General features: G+C 71.9%; 21 protein-coding genes and 1 riboswitch. Of the genes, 14 read left to right on the top strand and 7 right to left on the bottom strand.

All coding sequences use genetic code 11. The annotated features are described in order from the left end of the window. The first annotated feature begins 18 nt into the window (after positions 1-18). Positions 19-732 (top strand): maleylpyruvate isomerase family mycothiol-dependent enzyme, encoded by a 714-nt coding sequence (locus ABH920_RS29045; RefSeq protein WP_370352342.1) that lies wholly within the window; start codon positions 19-21, stop codon positions 730-732. Between the two features lie 21 nt (positions 733-753). Here the strand turns inward: ABH920_RS29045 and ABH920_RS29040 are convergent, their stop codons facing one another. Continuing rightward, on the bottom strand, positions 754-2,019 hold the full coding sequence (locus tag ABH920_RS29040; RefSeq protein WP_370352341.1) for an alpha/beta hydrolase family protein: 1,266 nt from the start codon (positions 2,017-2,019) through the stop codon (positions 754-756). Between the two features lie 233 nt (positions 2,020-2,252). On the opposite strand from ABH920_RS29040, the gene ABH920_RS29035 reads away from it, so the two are divergent. The 9 genes from ABH920_RS29035 to ABH920_RS28995 all read left to right on the top strand — a co-directional run bounded on the left by ABH920_RS29035 (position 2,253) and on the right by ABH920_RS28995 (position 11,105). Continuing rightward, positions 2,253-3,281, top strand: coding sequence for a 6-phosphofructokinase (locus ABH920_RS29035; RefSeq protein WP_370352340.1), 1,029 nt, complete (start codon positions 2,253-2,255; stop codon positions 3,279-3,281). A gap of 91 nt (positions 3,282-3,372) precedes the next feature. Beyond that, positions 3,373-4,392 (top strand): SMP-30/gluconolactonase/LRE family protein, encoded by a 1,020-nt coding sequence (locus tag ABH920_RS29030; RefSeq protein WP_370352339.1) that lies wholly within the window; start codon positions 3,373-3,375, stop codon positions 4,390-4,392. Between the two features lie 105 nt (positions 4,393-4,497). Then, on the top strand, positions 4,498-5,808 hold the full coding sequence (locus ABH920_RS29025; protein ID WP_370352338.1) for a sensor histidine kinase: 1,311 nt from the start codon (positions 4,498-4,500) through the stop codon (positions 5,806-5,808). After that, positions 5,805-6,479, top strand: a complete 675-nt coding sequence (locus tag ABH920_RS29020; RefSeq protein ID WP_370352337.1) for a response regulator — start codon at positions 5,805-5,807, stop codon at positions 6,477-6,479. The genes ABH920_RS29025 and ABH920_RS29020 overlap by 4 nt, the downstream gene beginning before the upstream one ends. Before the next feature lie 194 nt (positions 6,480-6,673). Continuing rightward, the gene (locus tag ABH920_RS29015) at positions 6,674-8,038 is read left to right on the top strand and encodes a class II 3-deoxy-7-phosphoheptulonate synthase (RefSeq protein WP_370352336.1); all 1,365 of its coding nucleotides are present in this window, start codon (positions 6,674-6,676) and stop codon (positions 8,036-8,038) included. Between the two features lie 86 nt (positions 8,039-8,124). Then, positions 8,125-9,171 carry a low specificity L-threonine aldolase gene (locus ABH920_RS29010; protein ID WP_370352335.1) on the top strand — a complete coding sequence of 349 codons (1,047 nt, stop codon included), beginning with the start codon at positions 8,125-8,127 and terminating at the stop codon, positions 9,169-9,171. A gap of 57 nt (positions 9,172-9,228) precedes the next feature. Beyond that, a complete protein-coding gene (locus ABH920_RS29005) occupies positions 9,229-10,038 on the top strand; it encodes a hypothetical protein (RefSeq protein WP_370352334.1) in 810 nt (269 codons plus the stop codon). 115 nt (positions 10,039-10,153) lie between these two features. Then, complete coding sequence (locus tag ABH920_RS29000) at positions 10,154-10,417, top strand: hypothetical protein (RefSeq protein WP_370352333.1); 264 nt, start codon at positions 10,154-10,156, stop codon at positions 10,415-10,417. Positions 10,418-10,544: 127 nt separating this feature from the next. After that, positions 10,545-11,105, top strand: a complete 561-nt coding sequence (locus tag ABH920_RS28995; protein ID WP_370352332.1) for a hypothetical protein — start codon at positions 10,545-10,547, stop codon at positions 11,103-11,105. An 18-nt stretch (positions 11,106-11,123) separates the two neighbouring features. Here the strand turns inward: ABH920_RS28995 and ABH920_RS28990 are convergent, their stop codons facing one another. The 5 genes from ABH920_RS28990 to ABH920_RS28970 all read right to left on the bottom strand — a co-directional run bounded on the left by ABH920_RS28990 (position 11,124) and on the right by ABH920_RS28970 (position 14,213). Next, on the bottom strand, positions 11,124-11,744 hold the full coding sequence (locus ABH920_RS28990; RefSeq protein ID WP_370352482.1) for a LuxR C-terminal-related transcriptional regulator: 621 nt from the start codon (positions 11,742-11,744) through the stop codon (positions 11,124-11,126). Between the two features lie 94 nt (positions 11,745-11,838). After that, the gene (locus ABH920_RS28985; protein WP_370352331.1) at positions 11,839-12,840 is read right to left on the bottom strand and encodes a sensor histidine kinase; all 1,002 of its coding nucleotides are present in this window, start codon (positions 12,838-12,840) and stop codon (positions 11,839-11,841) included. A 77-nt stretch (positions 12,841-12,917) separates the two neighbouring features. Further along, positions 12,918-13,046 carry a hypothetical protein gene (locus ABH920_RS28980; protein WP_370352330.1) on the bottom strand — a complete coding sequence of 43 codons (129 nt, stop codon included), beginning with the start codon at positions 13,044-13,046 and terminating at the stop codon, positions 12,918-12,920. Positions 13,047-13,303: 257 nt separating this feature from the next. Continuing rightward, positions 13,304-13,786 (bottom strand): bacterioferritin, encoded by a 483-nt coding sequence (gene bfr, locus ABH920_RS28975; protein WP_370352329.1) that lies wholly within the window; start codon positions 13,784-13,786, stop codon positions 13,304-13,306. A 118-nt stretch (positions 13,787-13,904) separates the two neighbouring features. After that, entirely contained in the window at positions 13,905-14,213 is a 309-nt protein-coding gene (locus tag ABH920_RS28970; protein WP_370352328.1) for a bacterioferritin-associated ferredoxin, read from the bottom strand. Positions 14,214-14,335: 122 nt separating this feature from the next. Between ABH920_RS28970 and ABH920_RS28965 the strand changes: the two genes are divergently transcribed. Then, complete coding sequence (locus ABH920_RS28965; RefSeq protein WP_370352327.1) at positions 14,336-14,983, top strand: sulfite oxidase-like oxidoreductase; 648 nt, start codon at positions 14,336-14,338, stop codon at positions 14,981-14,983. Positions 14,984-15,022: 39 nt separating this feature from the next. Here the strand turns inward: ABH920_RS28965 and ABH920_RS28960 are convergent, their stop codons facing one another. Next, positions 15,023-15,205 carry a hypothetical protein gene (locus ABH920_RS28960; RefSeq protein WP_370352326.1) on the bottom strand — a complete coding sequence of 61 codons (183 nt, stop codon included), beginning with the start codon at positions 15,203-15,205 and terminating at the stop codon, positions 15,023-15,025. 105 nt (positions 15,206-15,310) lie between these two features. Further along, a riboswitch (cobalamin riboswitch) is annotated at positions 15,311-15,437 on the top strand. Between the two features lie 88 nt (positions 15,438-15,525). On the opposite strand from ABH920_RS28960, the gene ABH920_RS28955 reads away from it, so the two are divergent. The 3 genes from ABH920_RS28955 to ABH920_RS28945 are packed head-to-tail and all read left to right on the top strand — an operon-like array spanning position 15,526 to position 19,762. Next, a complete protein-coding gene (locus ABH920_RS28955) occupies positions 15,526-17,769 on the top strand; it encodes a VWA domain-containing protein (RefSeq protein ID WP_370352325.1) in 2,244 nt (747 codons plus the stop codon). Continuing rightward, on the top strand, positions 17,769-18,389 hold the full coding sequence (gene cobO / locus ABH920_RS28950) for a cob(I)yrinic acid a,c-diamide adenosyltransferase (protein ID WP_370352324.1): 621 nt from the start codon (positions 17,769-17,771) through the stop codon (positions 18,387-18,389). The genes ABH920_RS28955 and cobO overlap by 1 nt, the downstream gene beginning before the upstream one ends. After that, on the top strand, positions 18,383-19,762 hold the full coding sequence (locus tag ABH920_RS28945; protein ID WP_370352323.1) for a cobyrinate a,c-diamide synthase: 1,380 nt from the start codon (positions 18,383-18,385) through the stop codon (positions 19,760-19,762). Before cobO ends, ABH920_RS28945 begins: the two co-directional genes overlap by 7 nt.

The raw sequence follows: 19,762 nt of genomic DNA, 5'->3' as shown, positions 1-19,762 counted from the left end.
CTGGGTAGCTTCCGCCCCATGGGTGATTTCGACTTCTTCAGCGTCCTGCGCTCCGAGCTGGACACCTACGGCGCGCTGCTCGTCGGTCTGACCAAGGCGGACCTGGAGCGGCAGGTGTCGGCGTGCGCCCCGTGGACCCTCTACGAGCTGACCGACCACCTCGGCAACGGCAACCTGTGGGTCACCACGGCGGTCCAGGAGGGCCACGGCCGCAACGACAAGGAGCGCACCGCGCCGCACGACCCGGCGTCCCTGCACACCTGGTATCTCAGCACCGTCGACCAGATCACCACCGCCCTGTCCGCCGACGCCGCGACCGAGGCCTGGACCTTCAGCAGTCTGATGCCCCGCACCGTCGGCTTCTGGCAGCGCCGGCGCGCGCACGAGACGCGGATGCACCGCTGGGACGCGCAGCACGCGCTCGGCACGGCCGACCCGCTCGACCCGGCGTTCGCCGCCGACGCGGTCACCGAGGTGTTCGAGCTGTTCGCGCCGCGCATGATCCAGCGGGGGCTCGCGGCCGAGCCGGCCAGCGCGCTGCGGCTGACCGCGACCGACGTCGGCCGGTCCTGGGAGTACGGGCCTGGCGAGCCGGTGTCCGAGGTCGCCGGTGCGGCCTCGGACCTGGCGCTGATGCTGTGGAACCGGGTCGGGGTGGACGCCGCCGGGTTGGAGTGGAGCGGCGACCGGGCGGCGGGGGAGCGGGTCGTCAAGGCGCCGCTGGTGCCCTGACCAGCCCTCATGCTCCGAGCGTCACGGGATGAACTGCACGTCCGGGAAGTCCGGCGACGGTCCGTCGAGCAGCGTGCTGTGCCGGTGGCGCAGGTGCAGGTCGAAGAAGGCGAGCGGGTAGGCCTGCTGGATCCGCACGCCTTCGTTCGGGTCCATGGTGCCGACGAAGCCCTGGACGGTCGCCTGGCTCATCCCGAGGATCTTCGCCGCCTGGAGGATTATGCCCTCGGCATCGGTGAACGAGATGTGCTCGGCGCCGTTGAGCTGGAAGTAGCGTCGCCAGCCCCGCAGGTGAGCCCAGAACTCCGCGGCGAAGGGGTCGTTCGCCCTGGTGTAGGCGGCCGCCAGCATCAAGAACGGCTTGTCCACATCGGTGTCGACGGAGGTGCCGGTCAGGCCGTCGAAGGTCATGGCGGCGCGGATGCGGTCGTCGGCGATGGTCGCCAGGGCGGTCGCGGTGCCGCCTTTGGACCAGCCGAACATGCCGATCCGGTCCAGGTCCAGGGCGGCGTGCAGGCCCTCGGGCAGCGGCTTGCGGTCGACGTCGGGGTTGCGGCCGGCGGCGATGTCCTCGACGCGGTCCAGGATGAAGTGGGCGTCGGCCGCGAAGTCGCTCGGGGACATCGGGACGCGGTCGGCGAAGTCGGGGGACAGGACCGGGCCGCCGGGGAACTGGGTGTAGGCGTCGTAGGTGTGGTCCACGGTGACCACGACGTAACCGTGGCTGGCGAGCTGCTGCACGACGGTGGTCGTGTCGGAGCGGTGGTCGTGCGCGCCGTGCGAGAACACGATGACCGGTCGCGGGCGTCCGCCGCGGTGCACCGGGGCGCCGAGGTGCCCGGCGGTGACCGGGACCGGCAGGCTGGTCGGGTCGAAGCCGACGTTCGCGAGCCAGGCCTGGAAGGTGCCGGTGGTCATCCAGGGCGCGACCGGGTAGCGGTCGGCGTCGCGGGCCGGGTACCAGATGCTGGCCATCAGCGGGTAGGGCTGGCCGGGGTTCAGGGGGTCCGGGCGGGCGGTGTCGACGAGGTGCAGGTCCACGGTGCCGACCTGGTGCGGGCCGGTCGGCGGCGGGATGACGAGCTGCGCCGGGGCGGTCGTGCCGGTCGTGCCGGTCGTGACGGTCGTGCCGGTCGGGTCCGTCGCGGTCGTCGTACCGCTCGGGGTTGTCGCCGCCGAGGCGCGGCCGGTCAGGGCCAGGGGCGCCGCCACCCCGGCCGCCAGTGTGGCTCCCAGCAGTGTTCGGCGGGTCGGTGCGTTGCGGCCGGTGAACTGTGTGGTCGTCATGTTCGAACCCTGTCAGCCGACGGCATCGGCGCACATCGGCTCCCAGGCGTAAGCCCCAGGGTGGCACCGCCGCGACGGCACGGCCTGCGACACCGCCGGGACGAAGATCACCTCATGTGACTGGCGTGTCTCGTCAGGTGATCGTCGGCTTCTCGTTACCGTCTCGTAGCGGTTACGGTGGCGGTGATCGTACGGTGACCCAGATCACATCGTGAACATCAGGGAGTGTGGCCATGCGCATCGGAGTGCTGACCGGCGGCGGGGACTGCCCGGGCCTGAACGCGGTGATCCGCGCCGCGGTCCGCAAGGGCGTGCAGTTCTACGGCTTTGAGTTCGTGGGTTTCCGGGACGGCTGGAAGGGGCCGTTGGAACGCATGACGAAGCCGCTGGACGTCGAGGCGGTGCGCGGCATCCTGCCCCGCGGCGGCACCATCCTCGGATCCTCGCGGACCAACCCGTTGAAGGTGGACGGCGGCGTCGAGCGGATCAAGGAGAACTTGCAGGCCGAGGGCGTGGACGCGCTGATCGCGATCGGCGGCGAGGACACCCTCGGCGTCGCGACCATCCTCGGCGACGAGCACGGGGTCCACGTCGTGGGCGTCCCGAAGACCATCGACAACGACCTGAACGCCACCGACTACACCTTCGGCTTCGACACCGCGGTCCACGTCGCGACCGAGGCCATCGACCGCCTGCACACCACCGCCGAGTCGCACTCCCGCGCCCTGATCGTGGAAGTGATGGGCCGGCACGCGGGCTGGATCGCCCTGCACTCGGGCATGGCCGGCGGCGCCAACGTGATCCTGATCCCCGAGGTCACCTTCGACATCGAGGAGGTCTGCGGCTGGATCGAGTCGCGCTTCGCGCGCGGCTACGCCCCGATCGTGGTCGTCGCCGAGGGCGCGCACCCGAAGGACGGCCAGATGCAGATCCAGTCCGGCGAACTGGACGCCTTCGGCCACGTCCGCCTCGGCGGCATCGGCGAACGCCTCGCCGCCGAGATCGAGCGCCGCACGAAGAAGGAGGCCCGCACCACGGTCCTGGGCCACACGCAGCGCGGCGGGACGCCCTCGCCGTTCGACCGGTGGCTGGCGACGCGCTTCGGCCTGCACGCCATCGACGCGGTGCACGACGGGGACTTCGGGAAGATGGTCGCGCTGCGCGGGACGGACATCATCCGGGTGCCGCTGAAGGACGCGACGACGACGCTGAAGACGGTGCCGATGTCTTTGTATGACGAAGCGAAGGTGTTCTTCGGCTAAGCCTGCGGTTCGGCTGAACCGGCCGACATCTGGTGCTTGCGCCCCCTGCCCACTAACGTCCTCATTTCGGACCGGTGGCAGGGGGCGTTTTATGGCTCAGCGCACGAAGATGGCCGCGGTGCGGTGGACGCCGCCGGCGAATCCGCGTCCGGTGCGGCGCCGCGGTGATGCGCGGACGCTGCCGGAACCGCGGCGCATCGAACTGCCGGGAGCCGGCCCGGAGCACATCGCGGTCGATGCGGCGGGGACGCTGTTCACCGGCCTCGCCGACGGCCGCATCCTGCGGGTGACGCCGGAGGGCGAGGCGCGCACCGTCGCCGATACCGGCGGCCGTCCGCTCGGGCTGGAGATGCTCGGCGAGGACGCGCTCGTGGTCTGCGACGCTTATCGCGGGTTGCTGGAGGTTCAGCTCTCCGACGCGACGGTCCGGGTGCTCGTGTCCGAGGTCGAGGGCGAGCCGCTGACCTTCTGCAGCAACGCCGCCGTCGCCGCCGACGGGAGCACCTACTTCACGCAGTCCTCGCGCCGCTACAACATCGACTCCTACCGTGGCGACCTGTTCGAGCACTCCACGACCGGCCGTCTGTTCCGCTACCGCGACGGCGCTGTCGAGGTCATCGCGGACGGCTTCGCGTTCGCCAACGGCATCGTGCTCGTCGACGACGACGACGACGGCGACGGCGCCGCCGCTGTCGTGGCCGAGACCGGCGGCTACTGCCTGACCCGCGTCGAACTCGAAGGCCCCGACACCGGCCGCAAGTCGCCCTTCGGCCCGCCGCTGCCCGGCTTCCCCGACAACCTCACCCGCGACGCCGAAGGCCTGATCTGGATCGCCATGGTCACACCCCGCGACCCGGCGCTCGACTGGCTCCTGCCCCGGCACCCGCGGCTGCGTTCGCTCGTCTGGGCTACGCCGCAGCGTCTCCAGCCGGGGGAGAAGGACATGGCGTGGGCCATCGCGGTCAACGCTGAGGGGGAGCAAGTACGTGAGCTGCGTGCGTGGGGCGTCGGTTATAAGGCGGTCACCGCAGCGCGCCGTAGCGGGGAGACGCTATATCTCGGGAGCCTCACGGAACACGCTATAGGCGTCGTCGAACTCGGCTCTCTATAGCGCTGCCCCGGGACCAGCGCCTACTCCCCCCGGAGTACCCGTTCGGTCCGCACAGCCTCCGCTGGACGGATACCCGCGCACGGCGATCTGATCTAGCGTTCAAGCATGACCGAGCAGCCGCATCCGCCTTCGCGCCCCTGGCTGGCGTGGCTGTGGATGGAGCGCTCCACGGTCGCGCTGCCGTTGATCCTGCTCGTCGTCGACGTGCTCGGGACCTGGGGCGCCTACGGTCACTGGCACGACACCGCGAGCAAGACCGTCGAGTACGGGGTCCGGTCGCTGGACTGGTTCGGCTGGGTGCTGGTGGTCGCCGGCCCCGTCGCGCTGCACCATCGGCGGCGGGCGCCGCGGGTCGCGTTGGCGGTGTGCCTCGGTGCCACCCTGCTGTACCTCCTTATGGGCTACGCCTACGGGCCGATCTTCCTGAACGCCCTGCTCGCGGTGATCGTCATCGGCGGCACCGGCTACCGGCGGGAGATGTGGGTCGGGTCCCTGCTGTTCGCGATCGGGATGATCTTCGTGCCGACGCACAGTGCCAAGGGCCAGCTGCGCAGCAGTCCCACCGAGATCCTGTTCACCGCCGGCTGGCTGCTCGCGCTGCTGATGCTGGCCGAGTTGTTCCGGCTGCTGCGGCAGCGTGCGCTGGAGGCGCAGAAGGCCCGCTACCAGGAGGAGAAGGCCCGGGAGCAGGAGTCGCGGCGGCAGGCCAGCGAGGAGCGGCTGGAGATCGCCCGGGAGCTGCACGACGTGCTGGCGCACTCGATCTCGCTGATCGCGGTGCAGGCCAACGTGGCGCTGGAGGTCATGGACCGCCGCCCCGAGCAGGCCCGGATCGCGCTGTCCGCGATCAAGGACGCCAGCCGCTCGGCGCTCGGCGAGGTGCGCTCGGTGCTGACCGTGCTGCGCGGCGATCGGGCCGCGCCCCGTGACCCGGCCCCGGACCTGGGGCGGCTGGGGCACCTGGTGGACCTGGCCGAGGCCGCCGGGTTGAAGGTGGCGCTCAGCATGGTCGGGGACGTCGCGCACGTGCCGCTGGCGGTGAGCCAGGCCGGGTACCGGATCGTGCAGGAGTCGCTGACCAACGTGGTGCGGCACGCCGGGGCCGAGCGCGCCGCGATCCTCGTGGAGTCCTCCGACGGCCTGCACCTGCGGGTCACCGACGACGGCCGCGGCTGTCCGCTGGGGGAGACCGGGACCGGCAACGGCCTGCCCGGCATGCGGGAGCGGGCCACGGCCTTCGGCGGCACGCTCACCGCCGGTCCGAACCCCGGCGGCGGCTTCCGGGTCGACGCCCGCATCCCCTTCCGGGCGTCGGCCGCCGATTGGTCCGGCGACACCGCCGAACCCGCCGAACCCATTGAAACCACCGAACCCACCGAAACCGCAGAATCCCCCCTTGCCGAGGAGCAGTCATGATCAGAGTCCTGCTCGCCGACGACCAGGCGCTGGTGCGCGCGGGTTTTCGCGCACTTTTGGAGGTGCAGGACGGCATCGAGGTGGCCGGCGAGGCCGCCGACGGCGCCGAGGCCTACCGCCTGGCCGCCGACCTGGCCCCGGACGTCATCCTGATGGACATCCGCATGCCCGGCACCGACGGCCTGGAGGCCACCCGCCTGATCACTGCCGACGAGAAGCTCTCCGGCGTCCGCATCCTCATCCTGACCACCTTCGAGCTCGACGAGTACGTCTTCGAGGCGATCCGGGCCGGCGCCAGCGGCTTCCTGCTGAAGGACACCGAGCCCGCCGACCTGCTGCGCGGCCTGCGCGCGGTGGCCGCCGGCGAGGCCCTGCTCGCACCCAGCGTCACCCGTCGGCTGATCGAGGAGTTCGCGGTCCGCAGCAAGCGCACCGGCCCCAACCCGGCCGCCGAGCAGATCAAGGCCCTGACCGACCGCGAACGCGAGGTCCTGGCGCTGGTCGCGGCCGGGCTGAGCAACGAGGAGATCGCCGACCGCCTGGTGCTCAGCCCGCTCACCGCAAAGACGCACGTCAGCCGCAGCATGGTCAAGCTCGGCGCGCGCGACCGGGCGCAGCTGGTAGTGCTGGCGTACGAGTCGGGACTGGCCCGGCCGGGCTGGCTGGACTAGCTGTACTGGCCGGGGCGGCTGAACCGGCCGAAACACGGTCGCAACCCCGCCCACGGCACTCGCCAGCACTGCACCAATACACCCCGCTACAACGCCAGGACCTGCTATTACATCGGTTCTGCGGCTCGGACCGGGCGGTCCCACGCACTGGACGCGCGCACAGGACGCACCCCGGTTTCGCGTACTCTGGCTCAATGAGCGAAGTTGTCGGGAATCCGGCCGGTACCGGACCCATCGAAGACACATGGTCCGCGCTTCCCGCGGGCCAGCAGCCGGACTGGCCGGACGCCGCCGAGCTGTCCACCGTCGTCTCCGAGCTCCGCTCGTATCCGCCGCTGGTCTTCGCCGGTGAGGCCGACCAGCTCAAGGACCGGATCGCCGCGGTGTCCCGGGGCGAGGCCTTCATGCTCACCGGCGGCGACTGCGCCGAGACGTTCGCCGGCAACACCGCCGACGCGATCCGGGCGAAGCTGAAGACGCTGCTGCAGATGGCCGTCGTTCTCACCTACGCGGCCTCGCTGCCGGTGGTGAAGGTCGGCCGCATCGCCGGGCAGTACTCCAAGCCCCGCTCCAGCTCCACGGAGACCCGCGACGGGATCACGCTTCCGGCGTACCGCGGGGACTCGGTCAACGGCTTCGACTTCACCCCCGAGGCCCGCACCCCGGACCCCAAGCGGCTGCTGCGCATGTACCAGTCCAGCGCCTCCACACTGAACCTGGTCCGCGCGTTCACCACCGGCGGCTACGCCGACATGCGGCAGGTGCACGCCTGGAACCAGGACTTCGTGGCCGGGTCGCCGTCCGGCGAGCGCTACGAGGTGCTGGCCGGCGAGATCGACCGCGCCCTGCAGTTCATGCGCGCGTGCGGCACCGACCCGGAGGAGCTGCGCACCGTCGAGTTCTACGCCGCGCACGAGGGCCTGGTGCTCCCGTACGAGTCGGCGCTGACCCGCATCGACTCGCGCACCGGCAAGCCCTACGCGACCAGCGGCCACTACGTCTGGATCGGCGAGCGCACCCGGGACCTGAACGGCGCGCACGTCGAGTACTTCAGCCGGATCAGCAACCCGATCGGGATCAAGCTGGGCCCGGGCACCCGGCCCGAGGACGCCCTGGCGTACCTGGACCGGCTGGACCCCGAGCGCGAGCCCGGCCGGCTGTCGTTCATCGTCCGCATGGGCGCCGGGCAGGTGCGCGAGAAGCTGCCGGCGCTGGTGGAGAAGGTCCGCAGCGAGGGCCACAAGGTGGCCTGGATCTGCGACCCGATGCACGGCAACACCTTCGAGGCGCCCTCGGGCCACAAGACCCGGCGCTTCGACGACGTGCTCGACGAGGTCAAGGGCTTCTTCGAAGTGCACCACGGCCTGGGCTCGCACCCCGGCGGCATCCACGTCGAGCTCACCGGCGAGGACGTCACCGAGTGCGTCGGCGGCGGCGCGGAGATCGCGTTCGACGCGCTGCACCAGCGCTACGAGACGCTGTGCGACCCCCGGCTGAACCGCAGCCAGTCGCTGGACCTGGCGTTCCTCGTCGCGGAGATGCTGCGCGCCAAGCGCTGAGCCGTTTCCGCACACCGAACACTTCCGAATCGACCACACGGCTCCCGTCCCGGCCTCCCCGGGGCGGGAGCGATACGTTTCAGAGCATGGCGACTCTGAGCATCCAGCACCCCATCGACCTCCGCAGCGACACCGTCACCAAGCCCTCCGTGCCGATGCGCGAGGCGATGGCCGCCGCCGAGGTCGGCGACGACCAGTACGGCGAGGACCCCACCGTCCGGCGGCTGGAGGAGACCGTCGCGGCCCTGTTCGGGTACCCGGACGCGATGTTCGTCCCGACCGGCGTGATGGCCAACCACATCGGGATCCGCCTGCAGGTCGCCCCCGGCGAGGAGGTGATCTGCGACGCCGACGCGCACATCGTGGCGCACGAGAACGGCGGCCTGGCGGCGCACGCCGGGATCCAGACCCGCACCCTGCCCTCGACGCGCGGGCTCCTGGACCCCGCCGCCCTCGCCGCGATGATCCGCGTCGGCGACCGCTACACGGTTGGTACCCGCGCACTGGAGGTCGAGAACACGCATAACCGGGGCGGCGGCGCCGTGTATCCCATCGACACCCTGCGGGAAATCAGGGCTCTGGCGGACTCCTTCAACCTCGGGGTACATCTGGACGGCGCGCGGATCTGGAACGCCCACAAGGCCAGCGGCGTCCCGTTGAAGGACTACGGCGCCATCGGGCACACCATGTCCGTCTGTATGTCCAAGGGCCTCGGCGCCCCGGCCGGCTCGCTGGTGCTGCTGCCGCCGGACCGCTCCGAGGAGGCGCGGGCGCTGCGCCGCCGGCTCGGCGGTTCGATGCGCCAGGTCGGGATCCTGGCCGCCGGCGCGCAGTACGCCCTGGAGAACAACCTCGACCGGCTGTCGCAGGACCATGAGAACGCCACGCGCATCGCGGCGGCGCTGCGCGCGGCCGGGGCCTCGGTTCGTGAACCGGAGACGAACATCGTCCTCGTCGACGTCGACGACGCCCCGAACGTCGCAAAGGAATGTTTCGCCCTGGGTGTGCGCATCTCGCCCTTCGGGCCGAAACTGCTGCGGATCGTGACGCATTTGGACGTGTCGGCGCAGGACTGTGACACCGCCGCCGACGTGGTTTCCTCCGTCTTGATGCAATCCCCTGAGAGGGGCTAGGGTCGGCCCCGGCTAAGCCGGTCGTCGCAAGCAGCGAGCAAGGTGGGGAGAAGCCCGATGGGCTGGATGAACAAGCTGTTCGGTTCCGAGGAGGAAGTCGGTCCGGAGGAGGCGCACCGCCGCACTCTGGAGGCTGAGAAGGCCGAGGCGGAGTCGAAGGCTCCGGCCAAGAAGGCTCCTGCGAAGAAGGCCGCCTCCAGCGAGCACGAGCACGCCGAGCACGAGCCGGCCGCGAAGAAGGCCGCCGCCGTGCCCGCTCCCCGTGCCGCCGCGGCCCCGGCCGCCGCGCACACGCACGCGCCGGTCCAGAGCGGCTCCCCGACGCACCCGACGGTGTCCAAGGGCACGGGCAAGACGCTCGAGCACGACCAGATGCTCACCGTCCACATCCTCACCCACGTCCCCGAGCACTCCCCGCGCGAGGACGACCCGCACTACCACCTCTTCGAGCAGGCCAAGGCCCGCCTGAAGCGGCAGGGCATGTGGAAGTGCATCATCGACGACGACCTCTGCGACGGCCAGCCGGAGCTGCACCACACCCACGTGGAGTTCTCGCAGATCAACCAGGTCGACGAGAAGAAGATCATGCAGGCCCTGGGTCTGCACTTCGAGACCGACGAGGACTTCCAGAAGTGGGCCGAGTCCCCCGGCAACCTGGAAGTGCTGTGCGCCAACCACCACCGTGCGCACTACGGCATCCACGTCATACCCGGCCCGCTGTGGGAGGCGCTGCGCTTCCACAAGACCGGCACCGGACCCGCGGCCGAGTTCGTGCCCGCCGACGACGTCGAAGCCAACACGGCCGCGGGCAGCGGGGACGACGAGAAGCCGGCGGCGAAGGCGGCCGCGAAGAAGACGGCGAAGTAGGGTTCTTATAAAGCGTCGCCCGACCGGGTTCCGGTCGGGCGACGCTTGGTTTTTCGGTGGCCGGTGCGAAAAACGAATCATCGACGTCCACGGGCCCGACCTCGTCCGGGGACGCGTGCCGGCCGCCGAGCGCGGGCTGGCGGACCGGGCCGCGTTCGTCGAAGGCCCTGCCGCGGACCACACCGAGCCCGCAGACCTCGTCCTGAGCCATCGGTGCGTATCAGGCGTTCGGCTCGATCCCCGAGGCTCTGGAGGCCCTGCGCGGCCGCGTGCGGCCGCCGAGCTCCGCGCGAAGCTCGACGAGCACCTGTCGATCTGGCTGCGCGGCACGCACGGTGTGTTCGGCTTCGCCTACCTGATTCTCGGCGTGTCCGCCTGATCGGCGTGAGTTTCGACAGCGCCGCCCCCGCGCCGACCCTGGCCCGCCCCCTGTCAGGGTTCGATCAGGGCAATCCCAGGGTCCGCCCCGGACCCCCGCTTCCTGCGGCGCGGCCACAGTTGAAGCCATGACGAACAAGACCTTCACCGCCACCACCGCCGCGGCCGCCCTGGGCGTCCTGACCATCCTCGGCTGCTCGGCGGCGACCGCCGACGCCTCCGCCGCGAAGCCCGCCATCACCGCGGCCCACCTGACCGGCTTCACCACAAACGACGGCCCCACCGAGCAGGTGACCCTCTCCGGCGCGGTCGGCGACTGGGGCCAGGGCGTCAGCGTCAACCCGGACGGCTCGGTCAACCCCGAGCACAACAGCCAGCTGGAACTCCAGCTCCAGCGCGGCAGCTTCCGCCTCGACATCGCCTCGATCGACAAGGCCTTCGTCTCGGCGATGGCCCACCAGTTCCCGTCGGACCCGGCCACCTGCTCGGGCCACATCGCCGTGACGCAGCACGTGCCGGTCGTGACGGGCTCCGGCACCGGCGCCTACAAGGGCGTCTCCGGCGACTTCACCCTGACCATCAGCCTCGACGAGGTCGACAAGCCCACCGCCGGCCAGCCCTGCGACGGCACCCAGCCCTTCCTGAACCAGACGATCATCACGGCCGGCCCCGGGAACCTCCGGTTCTAGAACGCGCTCCAGAACCTCTCACGCCAACCGCCGGTCGCTCGCCCAACGGGTGAGCTCCCGGCGGTTCGACAGTTGCAGCTTGCGCAGCACCGAAGACACATGCGTCTCAACGGTCTTGATCGAGATGACCAACTCGCGCGCGACCTCCTTGTAGGCGTAGCCCCGCGCGATGAACCGCAGGACCTCCCGCTCGCGCGGCGTCAGCCGGTCCAGCTCCTCGTCCCGCGCCGCCGCGCCGCCGCTGGAGAAGGCGTCGAGCACGAATCCGGCGAGCCGCGGCGAAAAGAACGCGTCGCCCTCGGCCACCCGCCGCACCGCGTCGGCGAGCTCGGCGCCGCTGATGGATTTGGTGACGTAGCCGCGCGCCCCGGCCCGGATGACCGCGATGACGTCCTCCGCCGCGTCGGAGACCGACAACGCGAGGAAGCGCACGTCCGGCAGCCCTGCCGCGGTCCGCGCCAGCACCTCGACGCCGCCGCCACCCGGCAGGTGCACGTCGAGGAGCACGACCTGCGGCCGGGTCGCCGTGATGACAGCGACGGCCCGGTCGGTGTCGTCCGCCTCGCCGACGATCTCGATCGCCGTCCCCGCGGCCTCGGCGGCTCGGCGCAGCTCGGTGCGGACTCCGGCGCGGAACATCTGGTGGTCGTCGACGAGGACGACCGTGATCGGATCCGCTGCCCGGGAATCGCTGACGATGCCTCCGTCAACGCCTGCTTCTTCGCGTGCTTCGTCACTCACAGCGCATCTCCAATCGAACCTCGGTCCCGGCCCCTGGCGCCGTCCGCACCTCGGCCACCCCGCCGTGCCGCGCCATCCGCCCGACGATCGACTCCCGGATCCCCATCCGGTCCGCCCCCACCGCGTCCAGCTCGAAGCCGGGCCCGCGATCCCGCACGTAGACCGCGACCCGCCGCTGCCCCGCCGAGCCCTCGTCCTCCACCTCCGCGAACACCGAGATCGGCGCGCCCCCGGCGTACTTCGCCGCGTTCACCAGCGCCTCGCGCGCGGCCGCGACGCACGCGCCGAGCCCGTCCCCGAGCTCCGCGTCCCCGACCGCGACCACCTCGACCCGCACCCCGTGCCGGTCCTCCACCTCGGCCGCCGCGGCCCGCACCGCCGCCGCGAACGTCTCCGGCTCCGTCCCGTCCTCCGCCCGCCCTCGCCGGTCGTAGAGCCAGGCCCGCAGCTCTCGCTCCTGAGCCCGCGCCAGCCCCGCGACGTCAGCCGGATCGGCGCGCTGGATGAGCGTCAGCGTGTGCAGCACCGAGTCGTGCATGTGCGCCGCGACCTCGCCGAACTGCTGCGCGCGGATGCGCTCGGCCCGCTCGGCGTCGAGATCGCGCAGCACCCGCAGCAGATACGGCAGCGCGATCAACACCCCGCCGGAGAACAGGATGAGCGCCGCGACGACCGCACTGGTCTCCGCGGCGAACGAAGCACCATTCGTCAGCAGCCGCACCAGCGCACCACCGATGACCAGCGCCCCGATCGCGGTCCGGGCATCGACCGCCCGCCGCCCCCGATCCCGCACGCCGAGCCACGTCCCGCGCCGCTCCGCAGCCAGATCCCGCAGCACCAGCACCATGCCGACCACCACCGCGGCCAGCGGTATCAGAGCCCGCATCTGATCGGCGGAACTGGGCCCGTCGAGCGCCGTCACGACCACGACGCCCACAGCCACCAGCAGCGGACCGGAGGCACCACGCACCCCGGCGGAGGACGGTCGCAGCATGCCAGCCATGGTCACACGCCAGTCGCCGCCGGCGCATCAGGGGCGACCCCGAGGGTTTCTCAGGGTCCGGACCCCGGCTAAGCCATCCGGCGCTCGGTGAAGCAGGGCGCGAGCGCGTCGTGCGCCCAGTAGCTCGGCCTGCCGAGGTACGCGCCGAGGGCGGTGAGGATTCCGCTGACGGAATCGGACTCGCCGAACCGTGCCATCTGATCAGCGCCGACGGCACCATGGAATTCGGCGACGGCCTGGACCGGGGTTTGTCCGGCACGCCGCGACCACCTTCGAAAAGAAGTTGTCCCACCCGAACCGGGGATCGTCGAGCGGACGGCCGCGCCGTCAGCGACGGCCTCGTAGGCGCTCGCAGGTATGACGACGGGGGAGTTTCCACCCCATGGCGAATACCGCGTTCCGCTTCCCCCGGGAGAAACCGTCCCGCCGGCTTCTCCCGACCCCGCCGTCCGTCTCAGGACGCGTCCGGCTGCTCCACCAGCTGCGCGATGTACAGCGGCTCCCCGAGCTGGCCGATCAGGTCCAGCTGGGTCTCCAGGTAGTCGATGTGGTGTTCCTCGTCGGCGAGGATCTCCTCGAACAGGTTCGCTGACGTGACGTCCCCACGCTCGCGCATCAGCTTGATGCCGTTGCGCAGCCGCTCCACGGCCGCGACCTCGACCTTCATGTCGGCGTTGAACATCTCGGTGACGGTCTGGCCGATTTCCAGCGGGAACAGCTTCTGGAAGTTGGGCAGTCCCTCCAGGAAGATGATGCGCTCCGCGAGCTTGTCCGCGTGCTTCATCTCGTCGATGGACTCGCTGCGGGTGTACTCGGCGAGCTTCTTCCAGCCGCGGTTGTCCTGCAGCTTGTAGTGCAGCCAGTACTGGTTGATGGCCGTCAGTTCGGCTGTGAGCTGCTCGTTGAGGAACGCGATGATGTCCTTGTCACCCTGCATGGCGTCCGATACTGCCAGAGCCGCCGATCCGGGAGGTAACGGCGTGTGCGCGGATTGCGCCGAATGGGGACGTCCTCGGGCTCGCCGAAGTGCCCCGCCGTGAGGATGACCAGCGGGTTCAGCCCAGGGCCGGCAGCGCGGCCGGGCAGTCCGGCGCGTGCTCGAACACCGGGAGGGCCGGGAGCGCGGGGCGTGCCGGGCGCGTCGGCGCGGGCACCGGCAGCCGCTCGGCCTCGGGCATCGAGTCCACCGGCGCCGAGTCGGCGACCCGGGCCGCGGCGAGCAGGCAGCTCAGCCGCTTCACGCAGGTCCCGCACGCGGAGCCCGCGCCGGTCGCCTTGCGCACCTGCTTGACCGACTTGGCACCTAGCGCGACGACGGCGTCCACCTCGGCGGTGGTCACTGCGTGGCATATGCAGGCGTACAAGCGGGGCTCCGGCGCTCGGCGGGTTCGGGATCGGCAGACTTAGGGGAGCCTAAGCTACCTAACGGCCACCTGCCAAGTCCCCGCGGTACGTGCGGTGCACCACATCTGGGACGATGGTCCCCATGGGGCAGCCGGGATCAGGGGTGGACACAGAAGGCGAGACGGTGCAGTCCGACGATCGGCTCCCGCCCGGCCAGCGCATGCAGCGCGGGGAGTGGCCGGTGCTGCACTACGGCCCGGTGCCCCGCTTCAAGCCCGCGACCTGGGACTTCCGCGTGACGGGCGCCACCGCCGACGGCGCGCAGGCGATCTGGTTCCACGAGGAGTTCGGGGCGCTGCCGTCCGTCGAGGTGACCGCCGACTTCCACTGCGTCACCAAGTTCACGATGCTGGACGCCCCCTGGCGCGGCGTCAGCGGCCGCACCGTCCTCGAGCTCGCGCCGCCGGCCCCGGACGCGACGCACGTCACGGTCTGGGCGGAGTACGGCTACAGCTCGAACCTGCGCATCGAGGATCTGCTGCGCGAGAACGTCCTGTTCGCGACGCACTACGCCGGCGTCCCGCTCACCCCCGAGCACGGCTTCCCGCTGCGGCTGATCGTGCCGCACCTGTACGCGTGGAAGGGCCCCAAGTGGGTTCGCGGGATCGAGTACCTCACGACGGACCGGCGCGGGTTCTGGGAGGAGCGCGGGTACCACAACATCGGGGACCCGTGGAAGGAACAGCGGTACTCCTACCAGGAGGACCCGGGGGACGGGCCTCCGCTGTAGTCCTGTTCCGCTGTAGTCCTTGTGTAGTTCTCCCCGGAGTCAGGTCGTCCGGATCCGGCGCAGCACGGCCCGCCACAGCGTCCCGGGCCGCCCGAGCGCGCGCAGCCGCTGCTGCGGTGCGGACGTGGGGGTGTCGCGTTGCTCACCCCGCGCCAGCGCGAACGCGCCACCGTCCAGCTCGTATTCACCCAGGACACGGGGTCTGCGCCGTCGCTCGCTCACCCTCCCATTGAGGGATAGAACCGGCCATTCCGCCAGCCGGCGCCGCCCGGGCGCGGTTTGACGCCCGATGATCGCTGCGGGATGCTGCACGCGGGATGGTCGGCAGGAATCCGGTGCGAATCCGGAACGGTCCCGCCACTGTGATCAGGGAGCGCCTCCCGCTTGCGAAGCCACTGGGACGTCAGCGTTCTGGGAAGGCCGGGCAGGCGCGCGGATCTGAGAGTCAGGAGACTACGACCGTCCCCCGGCACGCCGCTCCCGCGGCGTGTTCTTGTGAAGAGACCTGTCGGGCGTGGATACCCGTGAGGAGCTGATCCGGCGTGCCGCCGTACCCGTTCACCGCCGTCGTGGGTCTTGACGACCTCCGGCTGGCCCTGCTGCTGAACGCCGTGTCCCCGGCCGTCGGCGGCGTCCTCGTGCGCGGCGAGAAGGGCACCGCGAAGTCGACGATCGTGCGCGCCCTGGCCGCGGTGCTGCCGCAGATCGCCGTGGTCCCCGGCTGCCGCTTCTCCTGCGACCCCGCCGCGCCCGACCCCGCCTGCCCCGACGGCCCGCACACCGCGTCCTCCGCTTCCTCCGCACCCTCCGCACCCTCAGCGTCCTCCGCATCCGCGGCCGGCGCCGTGGCCTCGCAGTCCCACCCGGCGCGCCTCGTCGAGCTGCCCGTCGGCGCGACAGAGGATCGGCTCGTGGGCTCCCTGGACCTGGAGAAGGTACTGGCCTCCGGCGTCGCGGCCTACGAACCGGGCCTGCTGGCGGCGGCGCACCGCGGCCTGCTCTACGTGGACGAGGTCAACCTCCTGCACGACCACCTCGTCGACCTCCTCCTCGACGCGGCCGCCATGGGCGTCGCGCACGTCGAGCGCGAAGGCGTCTCGATCTCCCACGCCGCACGCTTCCTGCTGGTCGGCACGATGAACCCGGAAGAAGGCGAGCTGCGGCCCCAACTGCTCGACCGCTTCGGCCTGACCGTCGAGGTCCGCGCGAGCCGCGACCCCGCCGAGCGCGCCGAGGTCGTGCGTCGGCGACTGGCGTACGAGGCCGACCCGGAGGGCTTCGCCGCGGCCTGGGAGCAGGCGGACAAGGAGACGGCCGCACGCATCGAGGCCGCGCGTGCGCTGCTGCCGTCGGTGACGCTGCCGGACGCGGAACTGCTGCGGATCACCCGCATCTGCGCGGCCTTCGAGGTCGACGGGATGCGCGCGGACCTGGTCACGGCACGCGCCGCGACGGCGCTCGCCGCCTGGGCCGGCCGGACTGAGGTCATCGCCGAGGACGTGCGCCAGGCGGCGATGCTGGCGCTGCCGCACCGGCGACGGCGGCATCCGTTCGACGCGCCGGGGCTGGACGAGGAGCGCTTGGACGAGGCCATGGATGATGCTGCGGACGGGGATGAGGACCCTGATCCCGGCCCTGGCCCCGGCGGCCCTGATGGCGACGGTTCCGACACTCCCGACGCCCCGAACCAGCCGAACGACCCGCGCGCCGCCGCCGCACCGGACACCGATCCCGAGCGGTCCCGCACGCCGCAGTCCGGTCCCGAGGCCACCGCCGGACCCGACGCGGTCGGCGCGGACTCTCCTGTCGAGTCGACCGAAGCCGCTCCGGATGCCGCGCGCCGGCCGCGCTCTGCCGCCGCGGGTGAGCAGGGAGTGGCGACTCCGAGCGAGCCCTTCAAAGCCCGCCTGTTACAGGTCTCCGGCGTCGGCACCGGCGCCGAAGGCCGCCGCTCCCGCGCCCGCGCCACCGGCGGCCGCACGGTCGGCGCACGTCCCGGAGCCCACGGCCTCCACCTCGTCGCGACCGTCCGCGCCGCCGCGCCCGAGCAGGTCGCCCGAGGCCGACGCGAGGGCGCGATCCGCCTGCGCTCCGAAGACCTGCGCGAGCCGATCCGCGAGGGCCGCGAAGGCAATCTCGTCCTGTTCGTAGTAGACGCCTCCGGCTCGATGGCCGCCCGGCAACGCATGGCCGCCGTCAAGGGCGCGATCCTCTCCCTCCTCCTCGACGCCTACCAGCGCCGCGACAAGGTCGGCCTGGTCACCTTCCGAGGCCGCGACGCCGAAGTCGCCCTCCCGCCGACCTGGTCCGTCGACGCCGGCGCCGCCCGCCTCACCTCGCTCCCGACCGGCGGCCGCACTCCGCTCGCCGCCGGCCTGCTGCAAGCCGCTGACGTTTTGCGCGTCGAGCGCATGCGCGACCCGAACCGCCGGCCGCTGGTCCTCGTCGTCACCGACGGCCGCGCCACGCAGGCGATCTCCTCGTCATCGTCCGCCGCCGCGCCGCGCGCGACCGCCTCGCCGCGCGCAACAGCCTCGCGTGCCGCCGGAGCCGACCCTCTCGCCGACACCCGCCGCGCCGCGGCCCACCTCCGCCAGGCCGTGGCCACCCTCGGCGGCAGCGCCGTCGTCGTCGACTGCGAGTCCGGCCCGGTCCGCCTGGGCCTGGCCGCGCGCCTGGCCGCCGACCTCGCCGCCGACCATCTGCCGCTCACCGACCTCGCCGCCGACGCGCTCACCGCGGCGGTGCACGGCAACCGACCCCGCTCCGACCGGAGGGCCGCCTGATGCCGCAGGGCCAACCCGAACACGTCCCCGACGACGGCCTCACCACGCGCCAGCGCCGCAACCGGCCGCTGACGATCGTGCACACCGGCCCCGGCAAGGGGAAGTCCACCGCCGCCTTCGGCCTGGCCCTGCGCGGCTGGAACCAGGGCTGGCCGATCGGCGTCTTCCAGTTCGTCAAGTCGGCCAAGTGGCGCATCGGCGAGGAGACCGCGCTCAAGGCGCTCGGCGAGCTGCACGCGCGCACCGGCCAGGGCGGCGTCGTCGACTGGCACAAGATGGGCGAGGGCTGGTCGTGGATCCAGCGCGACCTGCACTCCGATCCCGAGCTGCAGGCCGACAACGCCCGCGCTGGCTGGGAGCGCATCAAAGCCGACCTGGCCGCCGAGACCTACCGCCTGTACGTCCTGGACGAGTTCACCTACCCGATGAAGTGGGGCTGGGTGGACGTCGAGGACGTGGTGAAGACCCTCGCCGACCGTCCGGGCACCCAGCACGTCGTCATCACCGGCCGCGACGCCGCGCCGGAGCTGCTCGACGCCGCCGACCTGGTCACCGAGATGACCAAGGTCAAGCACCCCATGGACGCCGGTCAGAAGGGCCAGAAAGGCATCGAGTGGTGACCTCGTCACCGCTGGCCGTCCCGCGCGTCGTCATCGCCGCCCCGGCCTCCGGCCACGGCAAGACCACGATCGCCACCGGCATCATCAAAGCCCTGACAGGCCGCGGCTTCACCGTGGCCCCGTTCAAGGTCGGCCCGGACTACATCGACCCCGGCTACCACGGTCTGGCCGCCGGCCGCACCGGCCGCAACCTCGACCCCTACATGGTCGGCACCGAGCGCGTCGCGCCGCTGTTCGCGCACGGCGCGGCCGGGGCCGACCTGGCGGTGATCGAGGGCGTCATGGGCCTGTACGACGGCGCGACCGGCGAGGGCGATCTCGCCTCCACGGCGCAGGTCGCCAAGCTGCTCGACGCGCCGGTGCTGTTCGTCGTGGACGCCGCCGCCCAGGGCCGCTCGGTCGCCGCGCTGGTGCACGGATTCCGCGCGTTCGACCCCGAGGTGCGCATCGCCGGCGTGATCCTGAACCGGGTCGGCTCCGAGAATCATCGCAATATCCTGACAGAGGCGCTGGACGAGCTCGGCGTGCCGGTCCTCGGGGCGCTGCGCCGCGCCGCCGCCGTCGCGAACCCCTCGCGCCACCTCGGCCTGGTCCCCGTCGCCGAACGCCGCGCCGAGTCCGTGGCCGCGGTCGACGCCCTCGGCGCCCTGGTCGACGCCGGCGTCCAGCTCGACGAGGTCTACCGGCTGGCCCGCAGCGCGCCCGCGCTGGACGTCACCGCCTGGGACCCCGCCGAGGAGATCGGCCGGGGCCGCGGCGCCCGACCGCGCCCGCGCATCGCGATAGCGTCAGGGCCCGCATTCACCTTCTCCTACGCCGAGAACGCCGAACTGCTCGCGGCCGCCGGCGCCGAGGTCTGCCCCTTCGACCCGCTGCACGACGAGGCCCTGCCCGAGCGGATCGGCGGCCTGGTGATCGGCGGCGGCTTCCCCGAGGTCTACGCCCCCGAACTGGCCGCGAACGACGCGCTGCGCGAGAACGTCTCCGAGTTCGCGCGCCTCGGCGGCGCGATCGCCGCCGAGTGCGCCGGCCTGCTGTATCTCGGCAAGAGCCTGGACGGTCTGCCGATGTGCGGGGTCGTGGACGCCGAAGCCGTCATGACCGACCGCCTCACCCTCGGCTACCGGCACGCCGTGGCCGCCTCGGAGTCGGTGCTCGCCGCGGCCGGCACCCGCGTGTCAGGGCACGAATTCCACCGCACCGCCGTCAGCCCCTCCGCCGGCTCGCCCCCGGCCTGGCACTGGCGCCGCAACGGGGGAGCTGTCACCGAAGGCTTCGCCGGCAGCCGGATCCACGCCTCCTACCTCCATCTGCACTGGGCCGGCGCGCCGTCGATCGCCCGGCGGCTGGTCGAGAGCTGCGGGGTGGTGTGA

It is taken from the genome of Catenulispora sp. EB89, from assembly GCF_041261445.1.
In the GTDB taxonomy this organism is placed as follows: Bacteria; Actinomycetota; Actinomycetes; order Streptomycetales; family Catenulisporaceae; genus Catenulispora.
This window is presented reverse-complemented; position numbering and strand designations above follow the sequence as displayed.

What these genes read in the sequence shown, in the direction of transcription:
- ABH920_RS29045 (WP_370352342.1), top strand. Translation starts at nt 19, where the DNA reads ATGGGTGATTTCGACTTCTTCAGCGTCCTGCGCTCCGAGCTGGACACC.
- ABH920_RS29040 (WP_370352341.1), bottom strand. Translation starts at nt 2,019, where the DNA reads ATGACGACCACACAGTTCACCGGCCGCAACGCACCGACCCGCCGAACA.
- ABH920_RS29035 (WP_370352340.1), top strand. Translation starts at nt 2,253, where the DNA reads ATGCGCATCGGAGTGCTGACCGGCGGCGGGGACTGCCCGGGCCTGAAC.
- ABH920_RS29030 (WP_370352339.1), top strand. Translation starts at nt 3,373, where the DNA reads ATGGCTCAGCGCACGAAGATGGCCGCGGTGCGGTGGACGCCGCCGGCG.
- ABH920_RS29025 (WP_370352338.1), top strand. Translation starts at nt 4,498, where the DNA reads ATGACCGAGCAGCCGCATCCGCCTTCGCGCCCCTGGCTGGCGTGGCTG.
- ABH920_RS29020 (WP_370352337.1), top strand. Translation starts at nt 5,805, where the DNA reads ATGATCAGAGTCCTGCTCGCCGACGACCAGGCGCTGGTGCGCGCGGGT.
- ABH920_RS29015 (WP_370352336.1), top strand. Translation starts at nt 6,674, where the DNA reads ATGAGCGAAGTTGTCGGGAATCCGGCCGGTACCGGACCCATCGAAGAC.
- ABH920_RS29010 (WP_370352335.1), top strand. Translation starts at nt 8,125, where the DNA reads ATGGCGACTCTGAGCATCCAGCACCCCATCGACCTCCGCAGCGACACC.
- ABH920_RS29005 (WP_370352334.1), top strand. Translation starts at nt 9,229, where the DNA reads ATGGGCTGGATGAACAAGCTGTTCGGTTCCGAGGAGGAAGTCGGTCCG.
- ABH920_RS28995 (WP_370352332.1), top strand. Translation starts at nt 10,545, where the DNA reads ATGACGAACAAGACCTTCACCGCCACCACCGCCGCGGCCGCCCTGGGC.
- ABH920_RS28990 (WP_370352482.1), bottom strand. Translation starts at nt 11,744, where the DNA reads ATGTTCCGCGCCGGAGTCCGCACCGAGCTGCGCCGAGCCGCCGAGGCC.
- ABH920_RS28985 (WP_370352331.1), bottom strand. Translation starts at nt 12,840, where the DNA reads ATGCTGCGACCGTCCTCCGCCGGGGTGCGTGGTGCCTCCGGTCCGCTG.
- ABH920_RS28980 (WP_370352330.1), bottom strand. Translation starts at nt 13,046, where the DNA reads ATGGCACGGTTCGGCGAGTCCGATTCCGTCAGCGGAATCCTCACCGCC.
- bfr (WP_370352329.1), bottom strand. Translation starts at nt 13,786, where the DNA reads ATGCAGGGTGACAAGGACATCATCGCGTTCCTCAACGAGCAGCTCACA.
- ABH920_RS28965 (WP_370352327.1), top strand. Translation starts at nt 14,336, where the DNA reads ATGGGGCAGCCGGGATCAGGGGTGGACACAGAAGGCGAGACGGTGCAG.
- cobO (WP_370352324.1), top strand. Translation starts at nt 17,769, where the DNA reads ATGCCGCAGGGCCAACCCGAACACGTCCCCGACGACGGCCTCACCACG.